Here is a 22,594-nt window from a genome sequence, read left to right as displayed (position 1 = left end):
AGTGCACTCGTTACGCGTGCACCTGCTCTCGCTTGGCAGCGCGGCCTGCATGGTGTCGCATTCCGCCCGTCTCGACTGGAAAACGGCCTTATGCGTCGTTGCCGACCAACTCGGAGATCATGCGGGCTCATCGGTCAGGCTGACTGAGGGCCCGCGGACGGCCACTACGCGGCCGCGCGGGCAGGCTTCAAACCATCGAACAATGGAGGCTACATCTCGAGCAAGGCAGGAAGCCGTTGCGGTGGCTTACCAAAGTGCACGTGGCAGCCGCCGCTTCCAACGCTCGCCCGGCCGTAGAGCCGCCGCCTGCTGAGCGCGCCGTGCGGTCCGCGCTTGAGCCAAAGCAGGCCCACTGACGCCACCGGATAGCTGTGTCGAGTCAGGGCTCGCGACAACCGGTGTATCGTCGGGCTCGTCGTCCGCATCGGCAAACGAAAGTGCCGAGTCGACCTGCGCCACGACCTTCTGCTTACGCTTGGTCGGTGGCTTCACGCGTTGCACGCGTGGCAGTCGCTCCTCTTCCGGCGCTTTGCCGACCTCGGGAGCGTCCGGCTCATCGGGCATGGCAAACATCGGCACGAGACTCGGCAGGACACGCCGAGCAGGCGGCTCGGCGGGCGCCACTGACGGTGCAGGCTCGGGATGAGCGAGGCGCAGGGGCTGCATATCGGCCGGCTTTTCGGCCACAGCTGCCTGCAGGTCCCCCCACAGGTCGTCGCCGACGCGGGAACGTGCTGGGGCGTCGGGGAGCGAGGCGCGGGATGTACGGGTGTGCTTGATTTCGACCGTGAAAGGTCGCGCGCTACGGCGCTTCATGTATGAGATAATCCTGAGATCGACACGCTCAAGGACGCAAGACGCGTCGGCAGCGAATGCTTAGCATATGAGGAACAGATGATGCTTGTCCAGTGAGATACAAGCACAAGCCGTTTTATCTTAGATGAATGCATGTTGGCGCAACCGCCGGATCGATGCATCCGCAGTGCGATGATGGATGAAGATGCCTCCAGCCTGCTCCCAAAGGGGCCGGTATTTCTCCCGGTCATCCACGAGGGCATCGCCAGGACGGCAATGTTCTCGTTTCAGCGCGGCACTCGTCGTGATCACCTCGACACCGGGGAAATACCGGGCCGCCCAGAGGCGTTTCTGTGGCTCAGCCCAGTTTCCCCGCGGAAGACCCGTGAGGATGATGGGCTCAAGGTGGCGAACGGCCTCATACAGTTCCATGGCATCCGGCATCAACGGTAGCTCACCGAAGAAGTTGTTGAGCGAGGCAAGCTCGCCCCAGAAACGCTTCAGGCCAAAACGCCGCTCGAATTCCGCCGGTGAAATCCCGAAGGCTTGCTTCGCGCCGGCATCGAAATCGGCCAGCACGCCATCGCAATCCAGGAACACCGTTGGCATGGACAGTATGGCCTCAGAAATCGTGTGTCGTTGATTTGGAGGAAGAACAGGGACGTACGATCTTCGTCTGCGACCGGTCAGAGGCTTTTCGAGACGACACCGAAAGCCAGCAGGACATACGCACCGACGAAGAACCAGGTCCGGTACTTGACCACAGTGGGACCAATGGTCGGAAGGCGCAAATAGAGGCTGGCGACGGCGAGGCCGATCAGCACCAGCGAGAGAAGGAAGGTCAGACGGCGTGGAGGCGAGAGGTTCAGCATAACCCGATCCTGGCGCCGTGTGGTTGAGGAGTCGTGAAGGGGTCGGCATCCGTGCCGGACGGCGTATTGGCGCGGTATCCTATGAAGAGCCCGTTCTTCGGCGAATGTTTCGACAACCGATCCCTCGGCGCGCCCGTCACCGCCTCCGGTCCGAGACGGACTCCTGCCAAACTATGTCGCGACCGGCGAGAGCAACGATAACGGCGCTCGCTGGCCGAATGTCAGCCTGTGCCGGCCGCCTGGAGTTGCACCCGACCACGTTGGGTCGGGTGCAACTCCAGGCCTTTGTTTTGCCGCGCTCTTTTTCGCCGAACCGGCATCCACTTCGGCGGTGAGCGCTCTAGGACTGGTTCTGCGCGGCAGGCCTGTCGCCTTCGGCGAGGAGGAAAGGGAGAAGCACGGCAGTGAATGCCTCGGGGTGGGAGTAGTTGATCCCGTGGGCCGCACCGGGAATGACGGCAAGGCGTCCGCGCGGCAGGCTTTCGGCGAGGATCGTGACGAACGCGTAGGGGACGATGTAGTCACGGGCGCCCCAGACCACGAGCGTGGGCTGCATGACGCAGAGCGCCTTCTCTCCGATGCGGTTGCCGACCATGCTGTGCAAGGTCAGGATATATCGGTTGATCCCGCCCCGCGCATAATCGCTCAGCGCCACCCAGGCCAGCGACCAGCGCTCGAACGGCGCGATGGCCAAGAACCCCGCAACCTGCCGGAAGAGGCTCCTCGCCTCCGGGTCTGGCGTGGGCCCCTGCAGAACCAGGCAGTCGACGAGGTGGGGGTGAACGATCGCCAGTTCGACCAGTATCTCGCAGCCGAGCGAGTTGCCGATAAAAGCCGCGCGCTTCAGGCCGAGGGCCTGCATCCAGGCGGCCAGCGCATCGGCGAGTTCGCGAACGGTGAGCACGTGCCGGGGCTTGTCGCTCAAGCCGAAGCCGGGCAGGTCGGGGGCGTAGACCTTCAGGTGAGGGCCAAGATGCCTCGCGAGCGGGACCATGTATCGGCCGGACATTCCCAGCCCATGGACCAGGATCACGGGTAGTCGATCATCCGGCACGGAATCGACGGAGACCCTGGCATGGATGATCCGGCCGTCGACGCGGGTCCGCCTCGCCGCGAGCCGTCCCGGACCTGCCTTGTAAGCCACACTGGCACGCCTCCACGGTTGGATAGCGGCCATGGCCAAGCGGGCCAGGATCCCGCCAGCCGTTGCACCGATCCACCGCAGGGACACGCCCATATTCCCGTTTCCGCCGCATCCGCCCTCGAACTCGACGCCGAAGAGAACCGGCCCCGCGAAACGCCACCGCTCGCGAGATCGTTTCAGAGGGCCGGGCTTTGGGTCATGCACCGGGACTTGAGGCCAGTCGAGTGCGGGCACGCAGCCTTGTGGACGCGCCGCTATGTCTGCGGTCGAACCGCGTCAAACGCCGTACCCGGACTGGTCGCGCAGGCTTCAACTCGCGAGCCGCTGAGTCTGACGTTTCGCGGCATCGAAAGCCTGAAGATCGAGAGCGAGGGCGATGACCTTGCCGCTTGTCAGGCGCGTCGGGTCGATGAAGCTTCCGATGCCATGCTGCAAGTAAATCTCTTCCACCTCTGGGGTTCGCATGGCACCGCCCATGGTCCAGTTGGGAAAGGAACGGCCCTGAACGTTCCGTGCATCCAGAATGGTAGCGCTTGTATGGCGCGGATCGCGGGCGATGCGGGTATAGGTGCTGCTCACCTGCGCCTGATCGCCCTCAAGAACCTGAATGAACCATGTTTTATCAAATATGAGAAAACCGGTAATTCCATCGCGACTGTTGTTGCGTTGTGACGCCGAGACGATGTCGCGCAAATTCATAAGCATGGAGCGATCGTTGCCGGCAACAACGTTTCGGCTATAGTAAACAAGCTGATGTATCATCGCAGATTTTTGTCCATCACGTTTAGCATGGCACGATCAAACGAGCTCCCCTCGTGCCGTGCGGACAGACAACGTAGAAAAGAGCGGCTGGTTTGGCCCATGAGGCGGAGAAAATTCTTTGGGTTAATACATACCTTTTACATCAAAAAGGCTAGGCATCCGGGCGGATGCTGAGAGGCGTTGACGTTGTTGCCAAGCCGATCGTCCGTCTTTCACAGAGCGGCAGCATGGCCATCCGTTGAATGGGTGTTGTAAGGGAGCCCCCATCATCCTGTCGGTCGCAACGGGCTCTTCCCCGCGAGGGAGCAGAGCGTTGTCAGGATCGCACGAACATCGAGGACATGGTCTGCATGGTAGATAAGACGAGACCTGCGCAGTCACGCTTGGGGCTGGCCGCGACGGTGGCCTTCGCAATCCTGCTCGCAGGCGTCGGCACCCTGGGCTGGCGCTGGTACAGCTACGTCACGGCCGGACAAACGCCCTATGACGAGGTTGGCATCGAAGTGAACCGCCGCCTGCCAGAGTCGCTACGGTCGTGGGGCTGCGAGCGCATCAAAGAACGCTTCCCGCGCTCGGTGCCACCCTATGGCTGCCAGCCCGGACAGATCTGATGGGTATCGAATCTCGTCTGTTATCGACTGTCTGCGAGTTGAACAGCCTGTTCGAGTAGAGGACAGACGAAGGCCAAGATGTGGGGATCCGCGAGCGCGCTGGAATACCATTCGTCATCCTTGACGAGTCGGCGGAAGCGCGTGCCTCCGGCGCGGGAGCGTTCCACCGCCCGCCTGCAAAGCAGGTCGTGACTTGGCCACCTGAACCGAGTGGCTCAGCGCTGCTCGCTTGCCTTCCTACTAACGGGCGGACAAGTCGCGGACCGCAAGGCAGGAGCCTTGCTCCTCGATCGTTCGCCCCGGTGCCGGATCCTGCTCGGCGATAAAGGCTACGACAGCGATGCCATTCGCCGGCAGATCGAAGTGACAGGAGCCGCCCCCAACATCCCGCCAAAGTCCAACCGGCGCTAGAAGCCCTGATTCTCGCCGGTCCTCTACCAGGGCCGCAATGCCACCGAGCGCATGTTCGGCCGCATCAAGGACTTCCGTCGCAGCGCTACACGATATGACGGGTCTGCAGCCCACTAACTCAAAGCTGTCTGCATCGCTGCAACCATCAGCTATTGGTTATGAGTTCAAATCCTAATTCGTCGAAAAATTGGCGCACCCGACACGATTCGAACGTGTGACCTTTGCCTTCGGAGGATTGTCTTCATGGGTTTTCCCGTAATCGCCCCATCATTCCCGTCGTCGCTAAGCGACTGCTCTGCATTGCGAATTTCCCTGTTCGAGTTATCTGGCAACGATCAGAAATGGCGTGAGTTTTCCGCCGAGTGCTTCCGCAGTGCTTCCGCGGAAGCAGTGAGGATCGCATGGCAAGGATCACAAAAAGGTTGGTTGAAGCCGCCGAGCCGATTGGGAGAGACTACTTTATCTGGTGCGACGAGCTACCTGGTTTCGGGCTTCGCGTGTTCGCCTCCGGCCGGCGTAGTTACCTAATCCAGTATCGTGCTGGCGGAAGAACCCGGCGCATAACACTTGGCCTTCATGGACCGGTGACAGCAGATGAAGCTCGCCGAGAGGCAAAATCCCTGCTCGGACGCGTAGCCAGGGGCGAGGATCCGGCGGAGGACCGCGCAACACGTCGTGCTGCGATCACGCTGGCTGAGCTTTGCGATTCATATCTTGAGGCGGCTGATAAGGGCCTGATCATCGGCAAAGGGGGGCAACCCAAAAAGGCGTCCACCCTGTACGTCGACCGCGGACGGATCGAACGGCACATCAAACCGCTGTTGGGTAGGCGGCTCGTCGTCGACCTGACGCAGCCGGACGTGCAACGGTTCGTGCGCGACGTGCAGGCCGGCAAGACCGCGGGGATCGTAAAGACCGGCCTCAGGGGCAAGGCCGTGGTCGAGGGCGGCGCCGGGACCGCCGCGCGCACAGCCGGCCTACTCGGAGGCATCCTGAGCTTCGCAATCTCCGAGCGCATCATCACGATCAACCCGGCGGCCGGGGTACGGAAGCCAGCCGACAAAAAGCGCACGCGCCGTCTCACCGTCGAAGAGTACGGCGCGCTGGGGAGGGCCATCACGCAGATGGAGGCGGGAGCGGAGGAGCGCTGGCAAGCCGCTGCCGGTGTCCGCCTGCTTGCCCTTACCGGCTGCCGGCTCGGTGAGATCGTGAAGCTTCGCTGGTCTGAGGTGGATCGGTCAGGCCCCTCCCTTCGGCTTGAGGACACGAAGGAAGGCGCATCAGTTCGGCCGATTGGTAGCGCAGTGCTCGCCTTGTTGGACGGCTTGCCTCGGCCGGCAAGCTCTCCCTACGTCCTGCCAGCGGCTAGAGGCGTCGGTGCTTTCGCCAGCCTAGACGACGCCCTCGAACGGATCGTGGCCCGCGCCGGACTGGAGGGCGTCACAGCACATACGCTGCGGCACTCGTTCGCTTCCACCGCCGGGGATCTCGGCTACAGCGACTCTACCATCGGCGCCATGCTGGGTCATGCCGGAAGCACCGTCACCAGCCGGTACGTGCATCACCTCGATGCGGTACTGATCGCGGCAGCTGATCGTGTTTCCGCGCATATTGCCCGGGCCTTATCTACCATTGCGTTATAAATCGCCTGCACTTTATTACAATCATACCGGTGGCATTGAAGTAAAGTCGTGAAAGCGCTGACGCTTGCCTTAAGTGAGCAATATTTCAAATAATTCATATCTCTTACATAGCTCAGCTAGATTAGCCTTACTTGCTCCTCAAGTCGCAGAAGATCAATCCGAGTCCGTCTTTCTAAAAATCCTGTAAGTCCTACTTTTGCGCCCGTCGTAAACAACGGATTAGCGTGGATCTCATCAAACCATTCTTGGGGAAGAAGGCAGGTAATCTGCCTTTGTAGTGCGTTTTTGATCCGAAACGTCCTACGCTCCGCGTTTATCTCAGTTACTGCACCCGCAACATAAATCGGCTTTTCCTCTGAACGATCGAAAGCTCTGTGGATTCTGCCACCTACTTCATTCGTCACGTGAATAGTAGATGTTTTGTTCCCAAAATTTGCGCTGAATTCAATATCTGTTATATTGCCTTCCTCATGAGGCAGCACGTATCGGAGTTGCTCAATTATCGACCTGTCATTTGCATCATAATCACGTAGCACCTCACCTTTGCGTGCCTCTTCGATAACCGGGTTTAGCTGGTCGAAAAAATTTACGCGCTGCTGCGAAATTTGCTCTTGAAGTCCTTCCATCAAAGCGTCATCGCCATCTGCGTGCTGTCTAACCCACTCAGAATTCAATATTGGAGCATCAATCGTTATTATTAAGCTACCAAACTTAGGCTCAGCGATAGTAAAATCAAAAGTGGAAGTCTTTGTTCCAAGCAAAAGTATCGGACTTAGAATACGGCGGGATGTGTCATAAGTATTGATGACAAGATTTTTGAATGTACTAAATGGCATTCCCTCGGATGACATGTTTTTCCCACGGTAAGCTACCGTGAAAAATCCTTCCGCCTGCTCCATTGTGTCTGGAGCTTTGCCGAGATGAGCAAACAAAGCGAAGCCTCGATCAGGTAAAAAATCTTCGGGAAGTTCGGCTGCGGTGCACTCCCAATAACGCAATGGTACGAGGTACCTGTCTGCCTCAATAATCCAGTATGAGTCTGACGCCATAGCTCCGCGCACTGACAACTTGCCATGCTGAAGCATTTCAATCATTTTAGCGTTTGTTTTGACGACGAGAAACAGATCAGAATTTAAAAATTCATCAACTTTAAGGAATAAGCTATCAGTAAAACCGAGACGTGCAGTAAATATAGTTGGGCCTTCATATTTGTAAAGAACATGCGCAGGCTCTATCGCGAAATTCTGGGGCGAAACTTCATAAGGCGCATCAATTGACCACATTGTCTCTACTTCTTAACAACTGGTTGCAATGCGATGACGAAATTTCCGGTGATATTACGATTAAAAGCTTTCCAAAAAGTGCAGTGTTCAGGATGATTTTCATTGGGGGTTGGGAGAAAAACGCCATCCTCCGGTTTTACATGACCTTCGGCAATAAACCACTTCTTCATATATCGATGTACTGCCCGAGCATTTTCCACTTCTGCTGCTGACGCCCACACGGAGAGACCCCAATGCTCACAGTCATTAGGGTCATTCTTTGGCAAATCAGCTTCGACGTGGGATAAAAAGTCATTGTCGCTTATCGGCTCGACTTTTATTCCCCGATATATCTTCTTATCGATTTCGGTAGCCTCCTGAGGAGGGCATCGATCTGGTCTGTCAGGATGAAAGACGTGACCCACTGTTTATGCTCCAAAGAGGGGCTTCAGTGGCCGTATGGATTTTGCAAGCACAATTGTCCAGACTGATCCGCTCCTCGAGCCATATTAGACGAGGCGGGCGAAACAGCCACAACCAAATTTATTGTAGTGTTGCGCCGCAGGGACGGTTCGGGTCCTGGGACAGGCAATGTCTCCAGCAATGCCCGTCAGTTTCCTATTTTCGGATCCTCGCGATGCCGAATGAGACCCTGGCTGGTGAGCCAATCCGTGAGAGCATGTCGAATTGCCTCCGGACGAGAGGGCCTAGGCTCGGGCTGAGCTGCGATCCATGCATCAAGTGGCATCAACAGATCGGGTGGAGCACGCAGGTTGATTGAGGTGCTGTTAACCACCGGTCTCCCCCTTCCACGTTTTTTGTTGGTGCCAACTATTGACGACATAATTTGATGGTGCCATAAATTAGAGCGGGTCGCAACGGTGTGTCACCACCGGAACGACCCTCACCACCAACCGCATCTGGAGGATGCTGTTCATGGCTACGCACGCCTATACCACACTCAGCTTATTACCCGCCACGGACTCTGAGCGCCTGGCCTTATTATCCACTCAGCAAGCCCGCCGATCCTTATTAGGTACAGACCGGGGCGTCACACCGGGGCCAGTGACGCTCGCGATCCGCGGCGTTCGGTCGAACGAGCTCTCTTCATGGGAGATGCGGCAGGGTCAGTTGGACGATGAGGCCAAGGCCCTCCGCGACCTCCGGCGCCGTGTCGCCAACGCCGTCGAGGCCGCCATTGCGTTCCTCGACGCCACCGGTGGTGATCCCGATGCAGAGCCGTCCCTTGGCTCTACCGAACCGTATGATTGGCAGGAGCGAGGACAGGAGGCCTGGAGCGCCGGCAGCGCTGATGATCGTGAGAACGCCGAATGCATCGATTGCGACGGTGAGTACGTCTCAGCCCATCGCGCATTTATCTCGAGGGTCGCATGAGCGGCCCCGCTTCCCGCCGGGGCTTCCTCTCCGGCCTCGCTTCGCTCCCGCTTATTGGCGGCAGCGTGACGCTCATCGGTAAGCCAACCGCCGCCGCCGTATCGGTCACCGGTGGTACGGTGGCGACCTACCTCGCGTGGCTCCACTTCGAGCAACGTTATCTGATGTGGGGCATCAACGGGGATGGGTTCATTCCGATGATGAATCCCGGCGCGGTGTTCCATGGCCGTGACGGGCAACACCCGCGCGACAGTGCTCGAGAGGCTATCCAGCGAGCGCCCATCATGCTGGCCGCGGCAGGGTGCCCACTGACGCACCCGGAGGCCGAAGAGCAGTGCGGTGTCCAGTACGGGCCTCTGCGTTGGCGGGAGGGCGTGCGATGCGCCTGATCTTCTCCTATCTCGCCCTAGCACAGACCCGGCTGGCCCTGGCGGATCTCGCGAGATCGCAGATGCTTGACCGGCTCGCTACTCAGGCCCTTCAGCGCGGGGAGGAGCGGATGCGTCTTGCACATTCACTTGCCGCGCGCTGCGGCATGTCACGGCGCTGACTTCAAGCCACTCGGATGCCGACGGAGAGTCATTGAGGCCAACTCCCGTCGGCAGTCCACGTCGGGTGGCCTGGTCAGTTGGTGGCGACGGTCACGCTGCAGCGACGAGCTTCAGCCGGGGAGCTCGATGTATCGCGTCTGATTGACAAGATACGCATGACATGGTTGAACTCAGTAATCTTGTCAGACCGACTGGATACAGGAAAGCCATGCCGGACCTTAGCCGCAGCCAATTCTGCCTGATCACCTCGCTCTCGACAGATGCTCTGGCATCGCTGTCACGGCGAAACCAGTTGCCATTCTCCATCGATCAGAAGGCCTCCGGTCGGGGATACACACTGTTCGAGGCGTTTCTGACCATCGTCGCTCAGGAGTTCAGCGAAGGGCATGGCGTGAACATCACCCGGGCAGCTGAGATTGCGGGTGCGCTGCCCGATGCTCTCTCGCTGGAGTGGGAGCGGATTGTTGAGACCGGCAGTGCCATGGCAGCTGGAACAAACGAGAAGGTCGAAGAGGTGATGTGCGGCCGCTACTATGTGGCGGGTATTCAACCGCCGCGGGCGCTGGTGGGTACGGACGCTGAGGTCGATCAAAATTTGGCGGCATCGGATGAGCAGCCGATCCGTTTAATCCGGTCCAGCGCCAGCCGCTGCATGGCGGTCCTGATAGCTCGAGCCAACCGAAAGAGCATCGAAATCCCAGATAGGTTCTGGTCGCCCCCGTTCGATTACCGTCCGCGTCCGAATAGCTCGGGGATAGCCAAGGCGAACATGCAGGCTCTCATCGAAGCAGGCGAGCACCTGAAGGAAAACAACTAGCCTCCTCCCCGAGCTTTAAACGCTCACCAAGTCTGAAGCTTTACTTCTAGGAATTGCCCTCCATGACCGATACGCATCAGTCCCTCTTGAGGGGACCGGCGGAGCTTTGCCCGCAAGCACCCTTGGGTAAGCCTCGGCTCCGCCGGTGGGAAGCAAGCCGGCACCTCCTTGATCGTCACGGAATTGAGATGGCAGTGGCCACGCTGGCGAAGCTCGCCTGCCTCGGCGGTGGCCCTCCCTTCCAGAAGGCAGGCCGTGTGCCGCTATACCCGGTGGAGCTCCTCGACGAATGGGCTCTTGCGCGGCTCGGCCGTGTGATCCGCTCCACCTCGGAGGATGGTCATGACTGAAGCGCCCAAGCGGCACACCGTCAACATCCCGAACAGCCAAGCAAACCGTCCGAAACAATCAGAGATCGTCCGGCCCATTCTCGCGCTGATCGACCGTGACGGGACGGTGACTGGTCTCTTCCGCCGGCCTGATGAGCTGCGCGCGTTCTTACAGGGATGCCAAGCATGATCACCGCGATCGATGAGCTTTGGTTCCGGGCGCATCCTGAGCGGCAGTATCGGCTGTGCCGCCTCATGTCTTCTAAAATCCAATGTCGGGATGCTTTGCCTCCACCTTTTCATACAATTTGGACGATCACCCGACGCGATCCCAAGCAGTTCCAAGAGATGGTAGTTCGGCGGTCTAAAGAATTACCATGCGACGATGACGATTTGATACTGGAAGCAGTGTTCGCAGAGCTTGCCTTGCTTGATGGCAGAGGCCGCACATGAACGACCTTCGCCCGATCGCCACCATCCGAAAAAACAACAGCGAGGAGATCCGGATCAGCCTCGCGATCCGGGACGGCTACAGCCTAATCGACATGCGAGTGTTCTCCGCCCCCCGTGGCACCTGTGGTGAGCCCATGCCGACCAAGGCCGGCATTTGCGTGAATCAGGCAAAGCTCTCGGAGTTGATCCAGGCTCTGCAGGCGGCAGAGCTGGAGGTGTCACGATGATGCCGGCCGTTCATGACGTCGTGCCGCCGAGCACAATTGAGGCGGAGCAGGCTTTGCTCGGCGCGATCCTTACCAACCCGGAGGCTCTTGACCGCGCTCGAGATCACGTCCGGGCCGAAGACTTCTTCGAGGACGTGCATCGGCACATCTTCGGTGTGATGTGCGAGCGCCGCGATGCCGGCGACGCCATCGACTGGAAGCTGATGAAGGCCGTCCTCGGTGACGCCGATCTCGGTGGACTGACCGCCGGGGCCTATCTTGCCCGACTGGCATCTGAGGCCATCACGGTTGTCGGGGCACCCGGCTATGTCCGGATGATCGCCGACGCCGCTCGGATGCGGACAGTGCTGGAGACAGCGCAGGCCGCGGTGGCACGGATGACGGATGGCTCGGTTCACAGCCCGGCCGACTATGCCACGCACATGATCGAGCAGCTCGATGAGGTAGCCAGCGCTGGCCTCGCCGAGCACGCCCGCCGCGTAACGCTGGGGAGCAGCGTCGCCAGCGTTCTCGCTCGGGTCGAGCAAACCCGGCAGGGGCTCGCCCCTCGCGGCGCCCCCTATGGACTGCCAAAGCTCGATACCGCCACCCTCGGCATGCGACCGGCACAGTTCATCGTGCTCGCAGGCCGGCCCGGCATGGGCAAATCGACAGTCGCTTTGCACATCGCTCTCGCTGCCGCCCGACGCGCCGGCGCCGTTGGCTTTTTCTCACTCGAGATGGGGGCCGACGAGTTGTCGGAGCGGGTGCTCGCAGCCGTGGCCTACGATCCGCGCTCGCAGGAGCCAATCACCTATCGCGCCATCGCCGAGGCTCGCAGCCTTTCCCCGGAAGCCATGTGGCGCCTGCAGGAAGCCGAGAAGGCATGCGCCGACATCCCGCTCTGGATCGAGCCGCAGTCCGGCCTGACGCTGGCGCAGATCGCGGCCCGGGCCCGTCAGATGCGTCTGCGCGCCGAACGTAGGGGCATCCCGCTCGCGGCCGTCATCATCGACCACATCGGCCTGATCCGCCCCTCCAAGCGCTACCAAGGCAACCGAGTCCAGGAGATGACCGAGATCACCACCGGTCTGAAGGGGCTGGCGAAAGAGCTCGGCATTCCCGTCATCGGCCTCTCGCAGCTGAACCGCGAGGTGGAGAAGCGTCAGGACAAGCGCCCGCAGCTCTCGGACCTGCGCGAATCCGGGTCTATCGAGCAGGATGCCGACGTGGTGCTCGGCTTGTACCGGGAAGCCTATTATCTCGAGCACAAGGCCGACCGGACGGACGACGAAACTATTCGCCTGTTCAACTGCCAGACCGAACTCGAGATCGAGATCCTGAAGCAGCGGTCCGGGCCGACAGTCCGGCTCACCTGCTTCTGCGATATCGGGTGCAACGTGCTGGCGGAGGTGGCCCGATGAGCCAGCTTCCGACCATGCCGGTGGGCGTCGACCGGTATCTCGCCGATACTGCGCACCTGACGCTCGAGCAGCAGGCTGTCCATTTCAGGCTGCAGATCTACGCCTGGCGCTCGCCGGGATGCTGTCTGGCAGATGATGACGCGATGCTCGCCCGCATGCTCGGCATCACACCGAAGCGGTGGGCCTCGCTGAAGCCGGCCGTCATGGCGCTCTGGACCCTGAGAGACTGCACTTGGATCAACGATCAGGTCGCGCGCGAGCACGAATTCGTTACGGGTAAAATCGAGAAGAAGCGCGCCGCCGGGAAGCTTGGCGGAAGACCTAAGTCGTTGAAATATAACGATCCAGAGAAAGCATCAGGTTCTGAAAACGAAAAGCAAAACGAAAGCGAACCTAAAGCAGCTACAGCTACAGCTACAATAACCCCTAAAGTCCCCAAGGGGACGGAGCCGGACGGCTTTGCCGATTTCTGGGCTGCCTACCCGAAACGGGATGGCGACAACCCCCGAAAGACGGCTCTGCGAGCCTACGCCACCGCGCTCCGCAAGGGCGCCGACCCGCCGCAGATCCTCCGAGCCGTTCGAGCGCATGCCGCGGACCTCACTGCCAAGGGCAAGCTCGGCACGGAGTTCGTGCCGCAGGCCTCGACTTGGCTAAACCAGGAACGGTTCGAGCGCTTCGCTGCGATGCCTGATCCGGCCGGCCGAGAAGCGTCCGGGCCCGACACGTTCCTCGCTGGCATCTCGGAGGACGACTGGCGCGGCCACGTCCGGCGCTGGCGCAACAACGGCGGCCAGTGGCTGCTGGGGCAGCGCACACCGCCGCCCGATCACCCCGACACCAAGGTCCCGAAGCACATCCTGGCTGAGGCCGGCCTCAGTGCCGGGCAGCTTCAGGGCGAGCCGGTTCTGATGACGGGGACAGGCCGATGAGCAGCTCTGAAAACTCAGGCCTCACGACATCGGCTGAAATTTCAGCTTATGTTTTTCAATGGGTTAGCGACCGCATTTCCGCTCCCCCGTTTTGGGGACTGGCAATTTGCGCTCCCCGGATTGGGGGAGCTCACCAATTGGTTCACCCGACCTGGGGTTTCTACCGGATCGGGTGCAAACCTCTCAGTCAGCCGGGTTCTCGCCGGATCGGGCGGAAACCATCCATCGGCCCCTTTCCCGAACCAGCGCAAGAATGCGTCGGTCGCTACACACCCCACGGTGGGGCGAAACCTTTTCGCCGTTCTCTACGGCAAAATGCGCCGGATCGGGTGCAATCCAAGCCCCTTGGGGACTGTGCAATTTTGCGTCGTCTCTTCCGGGTGGCTGTATCCCAGTGCTTCACTCGCCGTTGTACACGGCGAGTGAATGCAGCCTCAATCATCCCAAGCTATTATTCGTGTTACAATACGTTTTCTCAGCTGGATTGCTATGATGGTTTTAGCTCGATCAGTTTCCGTCCGATGTTGTATAGCCTCTTGTCGTCCTCATGGGCGCACCGCGAAAGGTTTGCGAGCTTATGGTTGTCTCGCTGGCCCATTTTAAACGCTTCGATAACGTGCCCTATTTCTCTTGCATCGCCCCTGCTGAAAGCCTCCTTCAACTCGGCCCGACCTTTTACATCTTCTCCTTGGTTTAAGCTCCAGTCCAAATCCTCTTTAGCTGATTTCCAGTTCGCTGACATTTTATCCTCCCTTGTCCCGTTTGGGACAAGCACGAGGATACGCCGCTTTTTATTTCCGTCGAGCCATCACGAATTCGATGAAGGCCCGCGATTAGTTCCGTCTTGAAATCGAGTGTCGAGAATTTACCGAGTACCGCTGGAGTGCGTACCCATGCTGACCCAGACTCCCAATTTCAATCAGAGCCGCCGGGCCTCCGCTTTAGTCACGAACAGCCGGTGCTTGATCCCGTTCGATCGGCGAGAGGGCATGACCACTGCGGAGGCGGCTCTTCAGGCGAACCGTACCGAGCGCACGATCCGGATATGGTGCCGACACCACGACATCGGCCGGCGGATTGCGGGTGGCCCTTGGCTGGTGTCCCGGGTCGCGCTCGCCATGTTCCTGAATGGCGATGCTTCGGCCCTTCGAGCCTATCTCGCTGGCGACCGGCAGAGCTCCAGCGTCCTAGCGTACTTCGCTGCCCAAGGCCTGGAGGAGCTCACTTTCGGCTGATCTATGCACGTCGCGGAAATCGTGACGTATCGCTGTGTGTGAGTTGGGAAGACAAAGAGCCAGCAACCGACCGCTTGCGAGGCACCATGTCGAACCGCTCCTCTTATGACGCCTGCATCGCTGCCCGTCTCCCAAAGGAGATGCCGCAGCTCATCTCTACGGCAGCGTCCAATGCCTTCATCTCGCCTTCGGCCTACATTCGGCAGGCCATCGCCGAGAAGCTGAAGCGCGATGGCTATCCCCTCACGTCGACCAGGCCCGTGGCCGCCCAGATGGCCGCCTGATCCGCATCGCAGAGGAGATACTCATCATGGTCAAAGCCAAGCCCCACCAGACCGCCGCCCAGTCCAGCAAGACGACGCCCGAGAACGACCTCGCCGGCCTCATGCGCACCCGTGAGAACTTGCAGGCACGGCAGGCTGCCCTTGCTACGGACACCGAGAAGGCGATGGCCGAGCGTCGCGCGCTTCTCATCGCCGGCACCGACGCGGCCGGCATCGCCGACGCCGAGCGCCGGTGCCGCGAGGCCGAGGGCGCTGCCTTCGGAATCACTGACGCGCTGAAGGAGGTGGACCGTCTGATCGCCGACACGGAAGCCCGGATCGAGCAGGATCGCCAGGCCAACCAGCGTGAGGACGTCGCGGCCCGCCTGGAACGTGACAGCCAGGCCATAGATGCTGCCGCCGCCAAGGTCCGGAAGGCCGTCGACGATCTCGCTAAGGCCAATGCCGCCCTGGCGTCCGCCATCAGCCCGATCGCCGCCCCGCTGTTCGCCAAGCGCGACATGCACGGCATGCGAGACGGCGATTCTCCCGAGACGATCGCGAGCTTCATCGTCGGGCACATGCTCGCCAGCACCATCTCGACATTGGAGGTCTCAGAAGCAGGACAGCAGATGCAGTTCGGCTGGAAGAGTGCAAAGCCCATCGAGCTTACGGAAGGGGACGCCCCAGCAGTCCCGCTCCTTGTCGCCCCCATGCGCGAGTTGGCCGAACGCATCCGCACCGGCGAGGCATCCGCGGACCTGCGCGCCTTCGCCGAACCCGAGCCCAACTTCGACGCCCATCCGGGTCTCGTGCAGATCTACGTCCTGCAGCGGTTCAGCTACCTCACCAAGCGCGAGCATGTCCCCGAGCTCGTTTCCGTGTCCCGTACCCACCTGCCCGAACCCGTGGCCCGCCTCGCCATCGCGCAGGGCGTCGGATCCGAGACTGAGCCGTTCAACTGGCGCCGGCTGAGCGAGGCCAGCCAATCGGGCCCGCAGCAGAACATCCCGCTTTCGGCCTACCCGCCCATCGGCTTTGTCCTGGAGGACTGGAAGAAGGCCGAGGCCGAGAAGGCCCGCAACGCCTGGCTGGCCGAGCGCCGTCAGGCAGCGTGATCACCAATCGCCGAGGGGCTGTCTCCTCCTCTCGGTGAGGTGCCCGCGGGGGTGAGGCGGATACATTCCGTCCCGTGGGCACCACCCTTTCCTTTCAGATCGCAGGATGACCTCATGCCCGGCTACAGCCAGGATCAACTCGACCGAGCCCGTGAGCCCTTCCGAGTAGAGCAGGACCGCAACGATGCCGTTGCCGTCCTGGGGCACCTGCTGACCGAACAGCGGGATGGGCACAGCGACGAGCGCTCGACGACCATACGAGCCATCACCTCGGCGGTGCAGGACTTCGACACCCGCGCAGCCCTCGGGGCACCGGCATCAAGCTTCGACGGCCTCAGTGGAATGCCGGCGACGGCCAGTGTGGTTCGACCCTCACCCCCCAGCCCGACGCTCGCCCCGGCAGCAGCACCCCCATCGAGCGCTTCAGTGACCTTGCAGAACGGCAGCGTCGCAGCCTCTCGAGCCAGCATGGAGCGCGAGCTCAAGCGCGCTGGCCTCGCCGCATCAGGCGCAAGCGCCGGAAAGATCGATGTGCTCGCGGTCAGCCCGCCATCGAGCATGACCCGCGAGCTGAAGCGGGCCGGCCTGATCCCGCGGTGAGGGACGTGCCCCCTCCCGACCGGTCGACCGACCGCCGGGGACCCTGGCATCCCGACACCTATACGGGTGGTCGGGGCCCCCAATGTTTCTAGCGCCAACCCTCAAAACCCGCTTAACACCGCGACTTAACCGGATCTGCCGTGACGATTATTACTAAGGCTTCACTTGCTGATGAGATGAGGGTTAGTCGCGCCCGCGTCTCCCAATACGTGAAAGCCGGCCTGCCTGTACGTTCTGACGGCAAATTAAACCGTGATGAAGCCCTTAACTGGCTTAAGCGGAATGCGGTCGGACTTTACTCCGGTGACGACAAGGGGGTTAACCGAGCTGTGCGGCTCGCGAAGCCGCCAAAGGCCCAGCCAATGCCTTTGCCGGAGCCCGAGAACTACCCGACACCGGATCTCGTGCGGGACGTGATCGTAGCAATGATCCACCGCACCGAGGCTGTCGTCGCCTTCGCCGTCATCGCCGCCGGGGGCAGCGCAGAAACCGCCTTCGCCGCCGCCGGTATCGCTCGTGCCGAGATGATGGAGGCCGGCACCAACGTGGCGTTGACCTACGCCGTGCCGGATGGGGATGACGGCCCCCTTGGGACCGTTGCGGCGACCGCCTACCCCCCGAACTGGCCCGCTCTCGCGGACCTTGCCGGCGAACCCGTTGCGCTGGACCAGTGGCAAGCGGCTGAAAGTGGCCTGCCGTACTGGCTGGATCCCGACCCGCCCGAGCGGCCCCACCCCTGGGACCAAACATCGTAGCACTCGCCACCCACCCTCACCACCAAAGGAATCCACCATGTTGAAGCTGAGCCAGCCCAAGACCGAAGCGACCTGGATCGACCTCATGGACGGCGTTCGCCTCCAGATCCGCCCCCCGTCGATCGCCCAGATCCTTCTCAGCCGCGAGGCTGCCGGCAAGGCGTACCTCGAAGAGCGCGAAGCGGGCCTACTGGACGAGGCCAGCGACCTCCGCGCCACAACCGCGATGGTAATCCGGTACGCCCGCGCCGTCATCGCCGATTGGTCCGGCATCGGCGACACGAACGGCGAGCCTGCGCCGGTCACCCCGGAGAACATTGACGCCCTGATGGCCCGCTGGGACGCCTACGAGCGGTTCGACCAACTCGTGTTTACCCCGGCCCTCAACGCGAACGCCGGCCGGGCGGTCGACGTCGCAGCCTGACACCAACCGCATAAAGGAGGCGGACCATGGCCAACAACATCGCGATCCGCCTCGGCGTAGAGGGTGGAGCGGACGTAAGGCGGGCATTCGAGGATGCGGGCGGCGCCGGCCGACAGGCGTTCGACGGGGTTACGGCCTCGATGGACAAGGCCGGGGTGGCAAGCGACCGCCTCGCTCAGAAGACCCGCGAAGCGCAAGCGACGGCTCGTGCGGCGCAGGCTGCCGCGAGCGCATCGGCCGCGACCGGTCCCGCCTCCGGCTTCGGCCAACCGGCGAACGCGCCCGGCTTCAGCCCGGCGTCCCTGCGAGTGGCCGAGCGGGTGCGGGCGGAGGTGGACGCCGAGTATGCGCGCCAGATCAAGCTGGCCCGCACCGAAACGGGCATCAACACCGGGTATGCGGCCGGTCGGTATGACGACGCCGAGCGCGACCGCCTCCGTGCCCTGGCGGCGGCGAAATACGCGCCGACGACCGATCCGGTCGCGGTCACGACATCTCGAAGCATCAGCGCAGGATGGCGGGACCTCGAGGCTGCCGGCGCGGCGACGCTGAAGGAGATCGAGGTCGGTCGCATGGCCGCCATGCGGAACGCCGAGGCCAGCCGGCGGCTCGGAGCGCTCGGCCTGTCGCCGCAGACGGCGGCGAACCAGAACAGGCGCCTCCGTTCCGATGAGACGACGAACCTGATGTACCAGGGCGGGGACATCGTGGCTCAGCTCGGCAGCGGGTCGGGTCTCGGCATGATCGCCCTGCAACAGGGCCCGCAGATCGCGCAAATCTTCGCGGGTCCGGGCGGCGCCAGCATCAAGGGTGCGGCGGCGCAGGCGAGCGAAGCGGTGTCGGGCTTCGTCTCTCGCATCGGCCTTGTCGGCGGCGCGATCGGCGTCACCACGGCGGCGGTCATCACGGGAGCGGCCGCATTTGCCAGCTACCGCTCTCAGCAGCGGGAGGTGGAGATCGCCACCTCCGGCATTGGGCGGGCGTCCGGCGCCACGGTCGGCGCAATCAACGCCATCGCCGATGCGCAGGCCGGGGCTGCGGGCCTCTCGCGCAGCGCCGCCCGCGATCTCCAGGCGCAGTTCGCCGGCACCGGCCAGATCGGCACGGAGATGTATGCCGGACTGCTCGCCAGCGTGCGTGATTACGCGAACGCGACCCGTCAGGATCTACCGGAGGCGGGCGCTGCGCTCGCCGTGGCATTTGCCGACCCGACGCGCGGCGCCGAGAAGCTGAACGCGCAGCTCGGGTTCCTCGATGACACCGCGCTCCAGGCCATCGGCCGGCTTCAGGCGCAGGGCGACCGCCTCGGCGCGCAGAAGATGCTCCTTGACGCCTATTCCGGCAGCGTGGCGGGCGCCTCGCAGAAGCTCGGGTTCTTCGCCAGGCAGTGGCAGGACTTTAAGACCACCACCAGCAACGAAATCGACGGAATCGGTCGGTTCATCGACCGGGGCCTCGGAGGCGGTGACGCCGAAACCCGCCTCAAGACGCTCCAGGCGCAGTTGAAGCGCAACGAGGGCTCGAAGGGCGCGCTCGGCGGGCTGCTCGACCCGCTGTTCAACTACGACGCCGGCGTCATCAAGGAGCAGATCGCGAAGGTCCAGGCCGAGATCGACAAGGCCACCAAGGAGGGCGGCCAGACGCAGGCCAACCAGCGCTCGTTCGCGGTCGGCAACCTCGTCCGGTCCCTCAACCCGGAGCGGGAGGAGCTGAAGAAGCTCACCAGCGAGGGCGTGCTCCTCCGCAAGGCCATCACCGATCCGATCGCCTGGGGCCTGAAGACCGACCAGATCGACGCCGCCCGGCGCGCTTTTGGCGACGTGAGCACGGTGGTGAAGAACCTTGTCGAGGACATGGACAAGTTCGGCAGCCGAGCCGTTGCCGCGCTCAACCGGACGGCCGACTTCAACCTGAAGACGGTCGGCTACGCCCCCGGGGCGCAGGCCGTGGCGGCGACGAACGACAAATACGACCAGCTTCTCCGCGACGCCAAGGAAGCCGATCGCGCCGGCATCGAGACGGCCCGTCAGAAGGAGCTGGAGACCCTTCGCCAGTCCTCGCTCCTCCAGCCCGGCAACTACTCCACCAGCGTTCGCGACATACCGGAGCAGTACCGGGACCGCGTCTCGTCGGCGGCGAACAGTGCTGGTATCGACGCCAGCCTCCTCGCATCCGTGTTCCGTCAGGAGTCGCGGTTCCGTCCGGAGGTGATTGATGGTCGCAAGCTCAGCCCGGCCGGCGCGGCCGGTCCCTTCCAGTTCATGCCGGGGACGGCGACGCAGTACGGCGTGGATCCGCTCGACTTCACCAGCGCGGCCAACGGCGCGGCGCGGCTCCTCCGCGACCGCCTGAAGGCTCGAAACGGTGACGTCGCTCTCGCGCTGGCGGACTACAACTGGGGTCAGGGGCACGTTGACAGCGTGGGCCGTGACCCCTCCCGGTTCCCGAAGGAGACCCGCAACTACATCGCCGACGTGACCCGGCAGACGCCCGGCCTCACCGAGCGGGTCCAGGATCTCGATGCGAACGCCCGTGCGGTCCAGCTGGCCACCGACAACCTGAAGGCCAACACCGAGCTCTACGGGGTCAACGGCCAGAAGCTCGAGGCCACCACCCGCGCCAACGAAATGCTCTCGCAGCAGATGGCACGGGGCATCCCGGTCACGGATTCGCTTCGGGCCAGCATCCTGCAGTTCGCCAACGACACCGCGAGCGCGGCGCAGAAGCAGCGCCTCGTCCAATTCGCCAGCGACAGCACGTTCGAGCGCGAGCAGCTGGGCCGGTCCGCGAGCGAGCAATCGGCGTTCGCAGCCGGGCGGCGGGTCGTCGGCGACACGTCCAGCGATGCGGCCCGGGCGGTCATCGAAACCACCCGCATGAACGACACATTGCGGGAGACGAAGACCATCGCGACCGATGCGTTCGGCGGTCTGCTCACCGACCTGCGCCAGGGTCGCGACCTCATGAGTTCGCTGGGCAACGCGACCGGCCGTTGGGCCGATCGGCTGTTGACTGCGGCGGCGGACAAGTCGATCTCGGCCATGTTCGCCGGCAGCGGGAGCGGCGGCACCGGTGGCGGCATTGCGTCCGTTCTCGCCAGCGCCAAGTCTTTCCTCGGCTTCGACCAGGGGGGCTACACCGGGCCGGGCGGACGCCTGGAGGCCGCCGGCATCGTCCACAAGGGCGAGCTGGTCTGGAGCCAGGACGATATCCGCAGGGTTGGCGGCGTCGCTAGCGCCGAGGCGCTCCGGAAAGGCTTCCGAGGCTACGATCTCGGCGGCTTCGTCGGCGACATGCCAGGGCGTCCCGTGTTCCCGAGCGGCGGCACGGGCAAGCCCGCCCTCTTCATCGGAGTTGCCGCATGACCGCCAACGCCATGTTCGTGGTGGAGGACGGCATCGTCGTGTTCTCGGACGGTGCCGCCTATGACGAGACGGGCACAGTCCGCCAGATCCACGACAAGCAGCTCATCCGCGCCGATATCGACACCGTCATCACTTGCTCAAGCAGTGGTTCGGGTCTGTCCCTGCTCAATCTGGCAATGAGTTCGGATGCGCCGGGGGGCTTCGATGATGTAGCGGACCAGATGCCCGGTTGGTCGCAGGAAGTGCATGCCATGATGATGGCGGCGTTTCCCGAGCGCGGCGAGACCGAGAATTGGGCCATGTACCTCTACGGCGGGTGGTCTGAGCGTGCGCAGGCTTGGAAGGCGTTCCTCATCATCACCCTGTCAGGCTCGATGCTTGGGATGCGCTGTGAGGCATACACGCCCGTACCGCTTGCCTCCTACGTCAAGCCGGAAGCATCGCCCGAGGCGCTCGCGAAAGTCGGGTTGCCGGCCGATCTGAATACCCTGCCGGCGCCGGTCGATCCCCACGATCTCGGACTCCGACTGATGATGGCCCTGCGCCACACGGAGCAAACCGCGATCCATGGGCCGGGATCGCGTTCCGGCTACATCGTCGGCGGCTTCCTTCAGCACACTCATCTCAGGCGGGGCCGCGCCGAGACGCGGATCGCCTATCGCTGGCCGGACGAGATCGGCCGTCCCATCGATCCCTCGGGCGACCCGCCCTTCACGATCGAGTATGGCACCGCGCCGGCCTCGGCGATGGAAATGGAGGCTGCAGAATGAACATCGTCCAGCGCGCGAAGGCCAACGTCGTGATTGCCACCCTCCGGATGAGCTGCGGCGACGCGGAGGTGTTCGAGGTTCTGCAATCGATCGCCAGAACCGATGCGGACTTTGTGGCGAAGCAGACCGCGCCGGCGGTGATAGGGGTGCCTGCGAGCCGCGAAGCCGAGGACATCGTGGAGCTCGCCCTGGAGGGCTACATCCGGGACCGTGTGGAGATTTTCCGCCGGGACGGGGCCGACGAGAACGCGACAAACGCCTATAGCTTGGCGTTCCTCGTGGCCTTCGACGACGCCAGCAAAAAGGCGGTGGCGCAAGCGATCGGCGCGACGGTCAAGACGCCCTCCGGCCTGCCGGCGACCCGCCTAGGAACGTCGTTCACACAACTCACCATCCCGTGACGCTGCGGTCCTCCGATAATTGGAGGATGGACGTAGACCGCGGACGAAACGGTCAG

The 22,594-nt window shown here is 62.4% G+C and carries 29 protein-coding genes and 1 pseudogene; 22 read left to right on the top strand and 8 right to left on the bottom strand.

Going from position 1 to position 22,594, the window contains the following annotated elements; all coding sequences use genetic code 11:
- Positions 1–246: 246 nt before the first annotated feature.
- From ACYQOP_RS04795 to ACYQOP_RS04775, 5 genes are all read right to left on the bottom strand, one after another.
- The gene (locus ACYQOP_RS04795) at positions 247–816 is read right to left on the bottom strand and encodes a hypothetical protein (protein ID WP_461221418.1); all 570 of its coding nucleotides are present in this window, start codon (positions 814–816) and stop codon (positions 247–249) included.
- A gap of 120 nt (positions 817–936) precedes the next feature.
- Positions 937–1,404: a hypothetical protein gene (locus ACYQOP_RS04790; protein WP_461221416.1), complete on the bottom strand. Its 468-nt coding sequence runs from the start codon at positions 1,402–1,404 to the stop codon at positions 937–939.
- A 77-nt stretch (positions 1,405–1,481) separates the two neighbouring features.
- On the bottom strand, positions 1,482–1,667 hold the full coding sequence (locus ACYQOP_RS04785) for a hypothetical protein (protein ID WP_207410946.1): 186 nt from the start codon (positions 1,665–1,667) through the stop codon (positions 1,482–1,484).
- A gap of 340 nt (positions 1,668–2,007) precedes the next feature.
- Complete coding sequence (locus tag ACYQOP_RS04780; protein ID WP_461221414.1) at positions 2,008–2,811, bottom strand: alpha/beta fold hydrolase; 804 nt, start codon at positions 2,809–2,811, stop codon at positions 2,008–2,010.
- 309 nt (positions 2,812–3,120) lie between these two features.
- A complete protein-coding gene (locus ACYQOP_RS04775) occupies positions 3,121–3,573 on the bottom strand; it encodes a BLUF domain-containing protein (protein WP_056428264.1) in 453 nt (150 codons plus the stop codon).
- A 350-nt stretch (positions 3,574–3,923) separates the two neighbouring features.
- Between ACYQOP_RS04775 and ACYQOP_RS04770 the strand changes: the two genes are divergently transcribed.
- From ACYQOP_RS04770 to ACYQOP_RS04760, 3 genes and pseudogenes are all read left to right on the top strand, one after another.
- Positions 3,924–4,184 (top strand): hypothetical protein, encoded by a 261-nt coding sequence (locus ACYQOP_RS04770; RefSeq protein ID WP_311275955.1) that lies wholly within the window; start codon positions 3,924–3,926, stop codon positions 4,182–4,184.
- Between the two features lie 228 nt (positions 4,185–4,412).
- Positions 4,413–4,712: pseudogene (locus ACYQOP_RS04765) on the top strand (transposase); the annotation flags it as partial.
- A gap of 284 nt (positions 4,713–4,996) precedes the next feature.
- On the top strand, positions 4,997–6,238 hold the full coding sequence (locus tag ACYQOP_RS04760; RefSeq protein WP_461221412.1) for a tyrosine-type recombinase/integrase: 1,242 nt from the start codon (positions 4,997–4,999) through the stop codon (positions 6,236–6,238).
- Positions 6,239–6,354: 116 nt separating this feature from the next.
- On the opposite strand, the gene ACYQOP_RS04755 is transcribed toward ACYQOP_RS04760, so the two are convergent.
- Both ACYQOP_RS04755 and ACYQOP_RS04750 read right to left on the bottom strand, forming a co-directional pair.
- The gene (locus ACYQOP_RS04755; RefSeq protein WP_461221410.1) at positions 6,355–7,521 is read right to left on the bottom strand and encodes a hypothetical protein; all 1,167 of its coding nucleotides are present in this window, start codon (positions 7,519–7,521) and stop codon (positions 6,355–6,357) included.
- Between the two features lie 5 nt (positions 7,522–7,526).
- Positions 7,527–7,925 carry a hypothetical protein gene (locus tag ACYQOP_RS04750; protein ID WP_461221408.1) on the bottom strand — a complete coding sequence of 133 codons (399 nt, stop codon included), beginning with the start codon at positions 7,923–7,925 and terminating at the stop codon, positions 7,527–7,529.
- Positions 7,926–8,436: 511 nt separating this feature from the next.
- Between ACYQOP_RS04750 and ACYQOP_RS04745 the strand changes: the two genes are divergently transcribed.
- The 10 genes from ACYQOP_RS04745 (at position 8,437) to ACYQOP_RS04700 (ending at position 13,607) form a co-directional block, all read left to right on the top strand.
- Positions 8,437–8,895, top strand: coding sequence for a hypothetical protein (locus tag ACYQOP_RS04745; RefSeq protein WP_461221406.1), 459 nt, complete (start codon positions 8,437–8,439; stop codon positions 8,893–8,895).
- A complete protein-coding gene (locus ACYQOP_RS04740; RefSeq protein WP_461221404.1) occupies positions 8,892–9,284 on the top strand; it encodes a hypothetical protein in 393 nt (130 codons plus the stop codon). Before ACYQOP_RS04745 ends, ACYQOP_RS04740 begins: the two co-directional genes overlap by 4 nt.
- The gene (locus ACYQOP_RS04735; protein ID WP_461221402.1) at positions 9,275–9,445 is read left to right on the top strand and encodes a hypothetical protein; all 171 of its coding nucleotides are present in this window, start codon (positions 9,275–9,277) and stop codon (positions 9,443–9,445) included. Before ACYQOP_RS04740 ends, ACYQOP_RS04735 begins: the two co-directional genes overlap by 10 nt.
- A gap of 209 nt (positions 9,446–9,654) precedes the next feature.
- Positions 9,655–10,263, top strand: a complete 609-nt coding sequence (locus tag ACYQOP_RS04730; RefSeq protein WP_461221400.1) for a hypothetical protein — start codon at positions 9,655–9,657, stop codon at positions 10,261–10,263.
- A 188-nt stretch (positions 10,264–10,451) separates the two neighbouring features.
- Positions 10,452–10,613: a hypothetical protein gene (locus ACYQOP_RS04725; RefSeq protein ID WP_461221398.1), complete on the top strand. Its 162-nt coding sequence runs from the start codon at positions 10,452–10,454 to the stop codon at positions 10,611–10,613.
- Positions 10,606–10,782: a hypothetical protein gene (locus ACYQOP_RS04720; protein WP_461221396.1), complete on the top strand. Its 177-nt coding sequence runs from the start codon at positions 10,606–10,608 to the stop codon at positions 10,780–10,782. Before ACYQOP_RS04725 ends, ACYQOP_RS04720 begins: the two co-directional genes overlap by 8 nt.
- Positions 10,779–11,045, top strand: coding sequence for a hypothetical protein (locus ACYQOP_RS04715; protein ID WP_461221394.1), 267 nt, complete (start codon positions 10,779–10,781; stop codon positions 11,043–11,045). Before ACYQOP_RS04720 ends, ACYQOP_RS04715 begins: the two co-directional genes overlap by 4 nt.
- The gene (locus ACYQOP_RS04710; RefSeq protein WP_461221392.1) at positions 11,042–11,272 is read left to right on the top strand and encodes a hypothetical protein; all 231 of its coding nucleotides are present in this window, start codon (positions 11,042–11,044) and stop codon (positions 11,270–11,272) included. The genes ACYQOP_RS04715 and ACYQOP_RS04710 overlap by 4 nt, the downstream gene beginning before the upstream one ends.
- Positions 11,269–12,675 (top strand): replicative DNA helicase, encoded by a 1,407-nt coding sequence (locus tag ACYQOP_RS04705; RefSeq protein WP_461221390.1) that lies wholly within the window; start codon positions 11,269–11,271, stop codon positions 12,673–12,675. The genes ACYQOP_RS04710 and ACYQOP_RS04705 overlap by 4 nt, the downstream gene beginning before the upstream one ends.
- On the top strand, positions 12,672–13,607 hold the full coding sequence (locus ACYQOP_RS04700) for a DUF1376 domain-containing protein (RefSeq protein WP_461221388.1): 936 nt from the start codon (positions 12,672–12,674) through the stop codon (positions 13,605–13,607). The genes ACYQOP_RS04705 and ACYQOP_RS04700 overlap by 4 nt, the downstream gene beginning before the upstream one ends.
- A 487-nt stretch (positions 13,608–14,094) precedes the next feature.
- On the opposite strand, the gene ACYQOP_RS04695 is transcribed toward ACYQOP_RS04700, so the two are convergent.
- Positions 14,095–14,349 carry a hypothetical protein gene (locus ACYQOP_RS04695; RefSeq protein WP_461221386.1) on the bottom strand — a complete coding sequence of 85 codons (255 nt, stop codon included), beginning with the start codon at positions 14,347–14,349 and terminating at the stop codon, positions 14,095–14,097.
- Between the two features lie 247 nt (positions 14,350–14,596).
- Between ACYQOP_RS04695 and ACYQOP_RS04690 the strand changes: the two genes are divergently transcribed.
- From ACYQOP_RS04690 to ACYQOP_RS04650, 9 genes are all read left to right on the top strand, one after another.
- Entirely contained in the window at positions 14,597–14,842 is a 246-nt protein-coding gene (locus ACYQOP_RS04690) for a hypothetical protein (RefSeq protein WP_461221384.1), read from the top strand.
- A gap of 86 nt (positions 14,843–14,928) precedes the next feature.
- The gene (locus ACYQOP_RS04685; RefSeq protein ID WP_461221382.1) at positions 14,929–15,126 is read left to right on the top strand and encodes a hypothetical protein; all 198 of its coding nucleotides are present in this window, start codon (positions 14,929–14,931) and stop codon (positions 15,124–15,126) included.
- A gap of 26 nt (positions 15,127–15,152) precedes the next feature.
- On the top strand, positions 15,153–16,223 hold the full coding sequence (locus ACYQOP_RS04680; RefSeq protein WP_461221380.1) for a hypothetical protein: 1,071 nt from the start codon (positions 15,153–15,155) through the stop codon (positions 16,221–16,223).
- Positions 16,224–16,337: 114 nt separating this feature from the next.
- Positions 16,338–16,823: a hypothetical protein gene (locus ACYQOP_RS04675; protein ID WP_461221378.1), complete on the top strand. Its 486-nt coding sequence runs from the start codon at positions 16,338–16,340 to the stop codon at positions 16,821–16,823.
- Positions 16,824–17,185: 362 nt separating this feature from the next.
- Positions 17,186–17,578, top strand: coding sequence for a hypothetical protein (locus ACYQOP_RS04670; RefSeq protein ID WP_461221376.1), 393 nt, complete (start codon positions 17,186–17,188; stop codon positions 17,576–17,578).
- Between the two features lie 37 nt (positions 17,579–17,615).
- Positions 17,616–18,002: a hypothetical protein gene (locus tag ACYQOP_RS04665; RefSeq protein ID WP_461221375.1), complete on the top strand. Its 387-nt coding sequence runs from the start codon at positions 17,616–17,618 to the stop codon at positions 18,000–18,002.
- 26 nt (positions 18,003–18,028) lie between these two features.
- On the top strand, positions 18,029–21,367 hold the full coding sequence (locus tag ACYQOP_RS04660) for a phage tail length tape measure family protein (RefSeq protein WP_461221374.1): 3,339 nt from the start codon (positions 18,029–18,031) through the stop codon (positions 21,365–21,367).
- Positions 21,364–22,137, top strand: coding sequence for a hypothetical protein (locus ACYQOP_RS04655; RefSeq protein WP_461221372.1), 774 nt, complete (start codon positions 21,364–21,366; stop codon positions 22,135–22,137). Before ACYQOP_RS04660 ends, ACYQOP_RS04655 begins: the two co-directional genes overlap by 4 nt.
- Entirely contained in the window at positions 22,134–22,538 is a 405-nt protein-coding gene (locus ACYQOP_RS04650) for a hypothetical protein (protein ID WP_461221371.1), read from the top strand. The genes ACYQOP_RS04655 and ACYQOP_RS04650 overlap by 4 nt, the downstream gene beginning before the upstream one ends.
- Positions 22,539–22,594: the final 56 nt, after the last annotated feature.

It is taken from the genome of Methylobacterium sp. CM6247 (assembly GCF_054817925.1).
The sequence above is the reverse complement of the archived record's forward strand: the minus strand, read 5'-3'. Positions and strand labels throughout refer to the sequence as shown.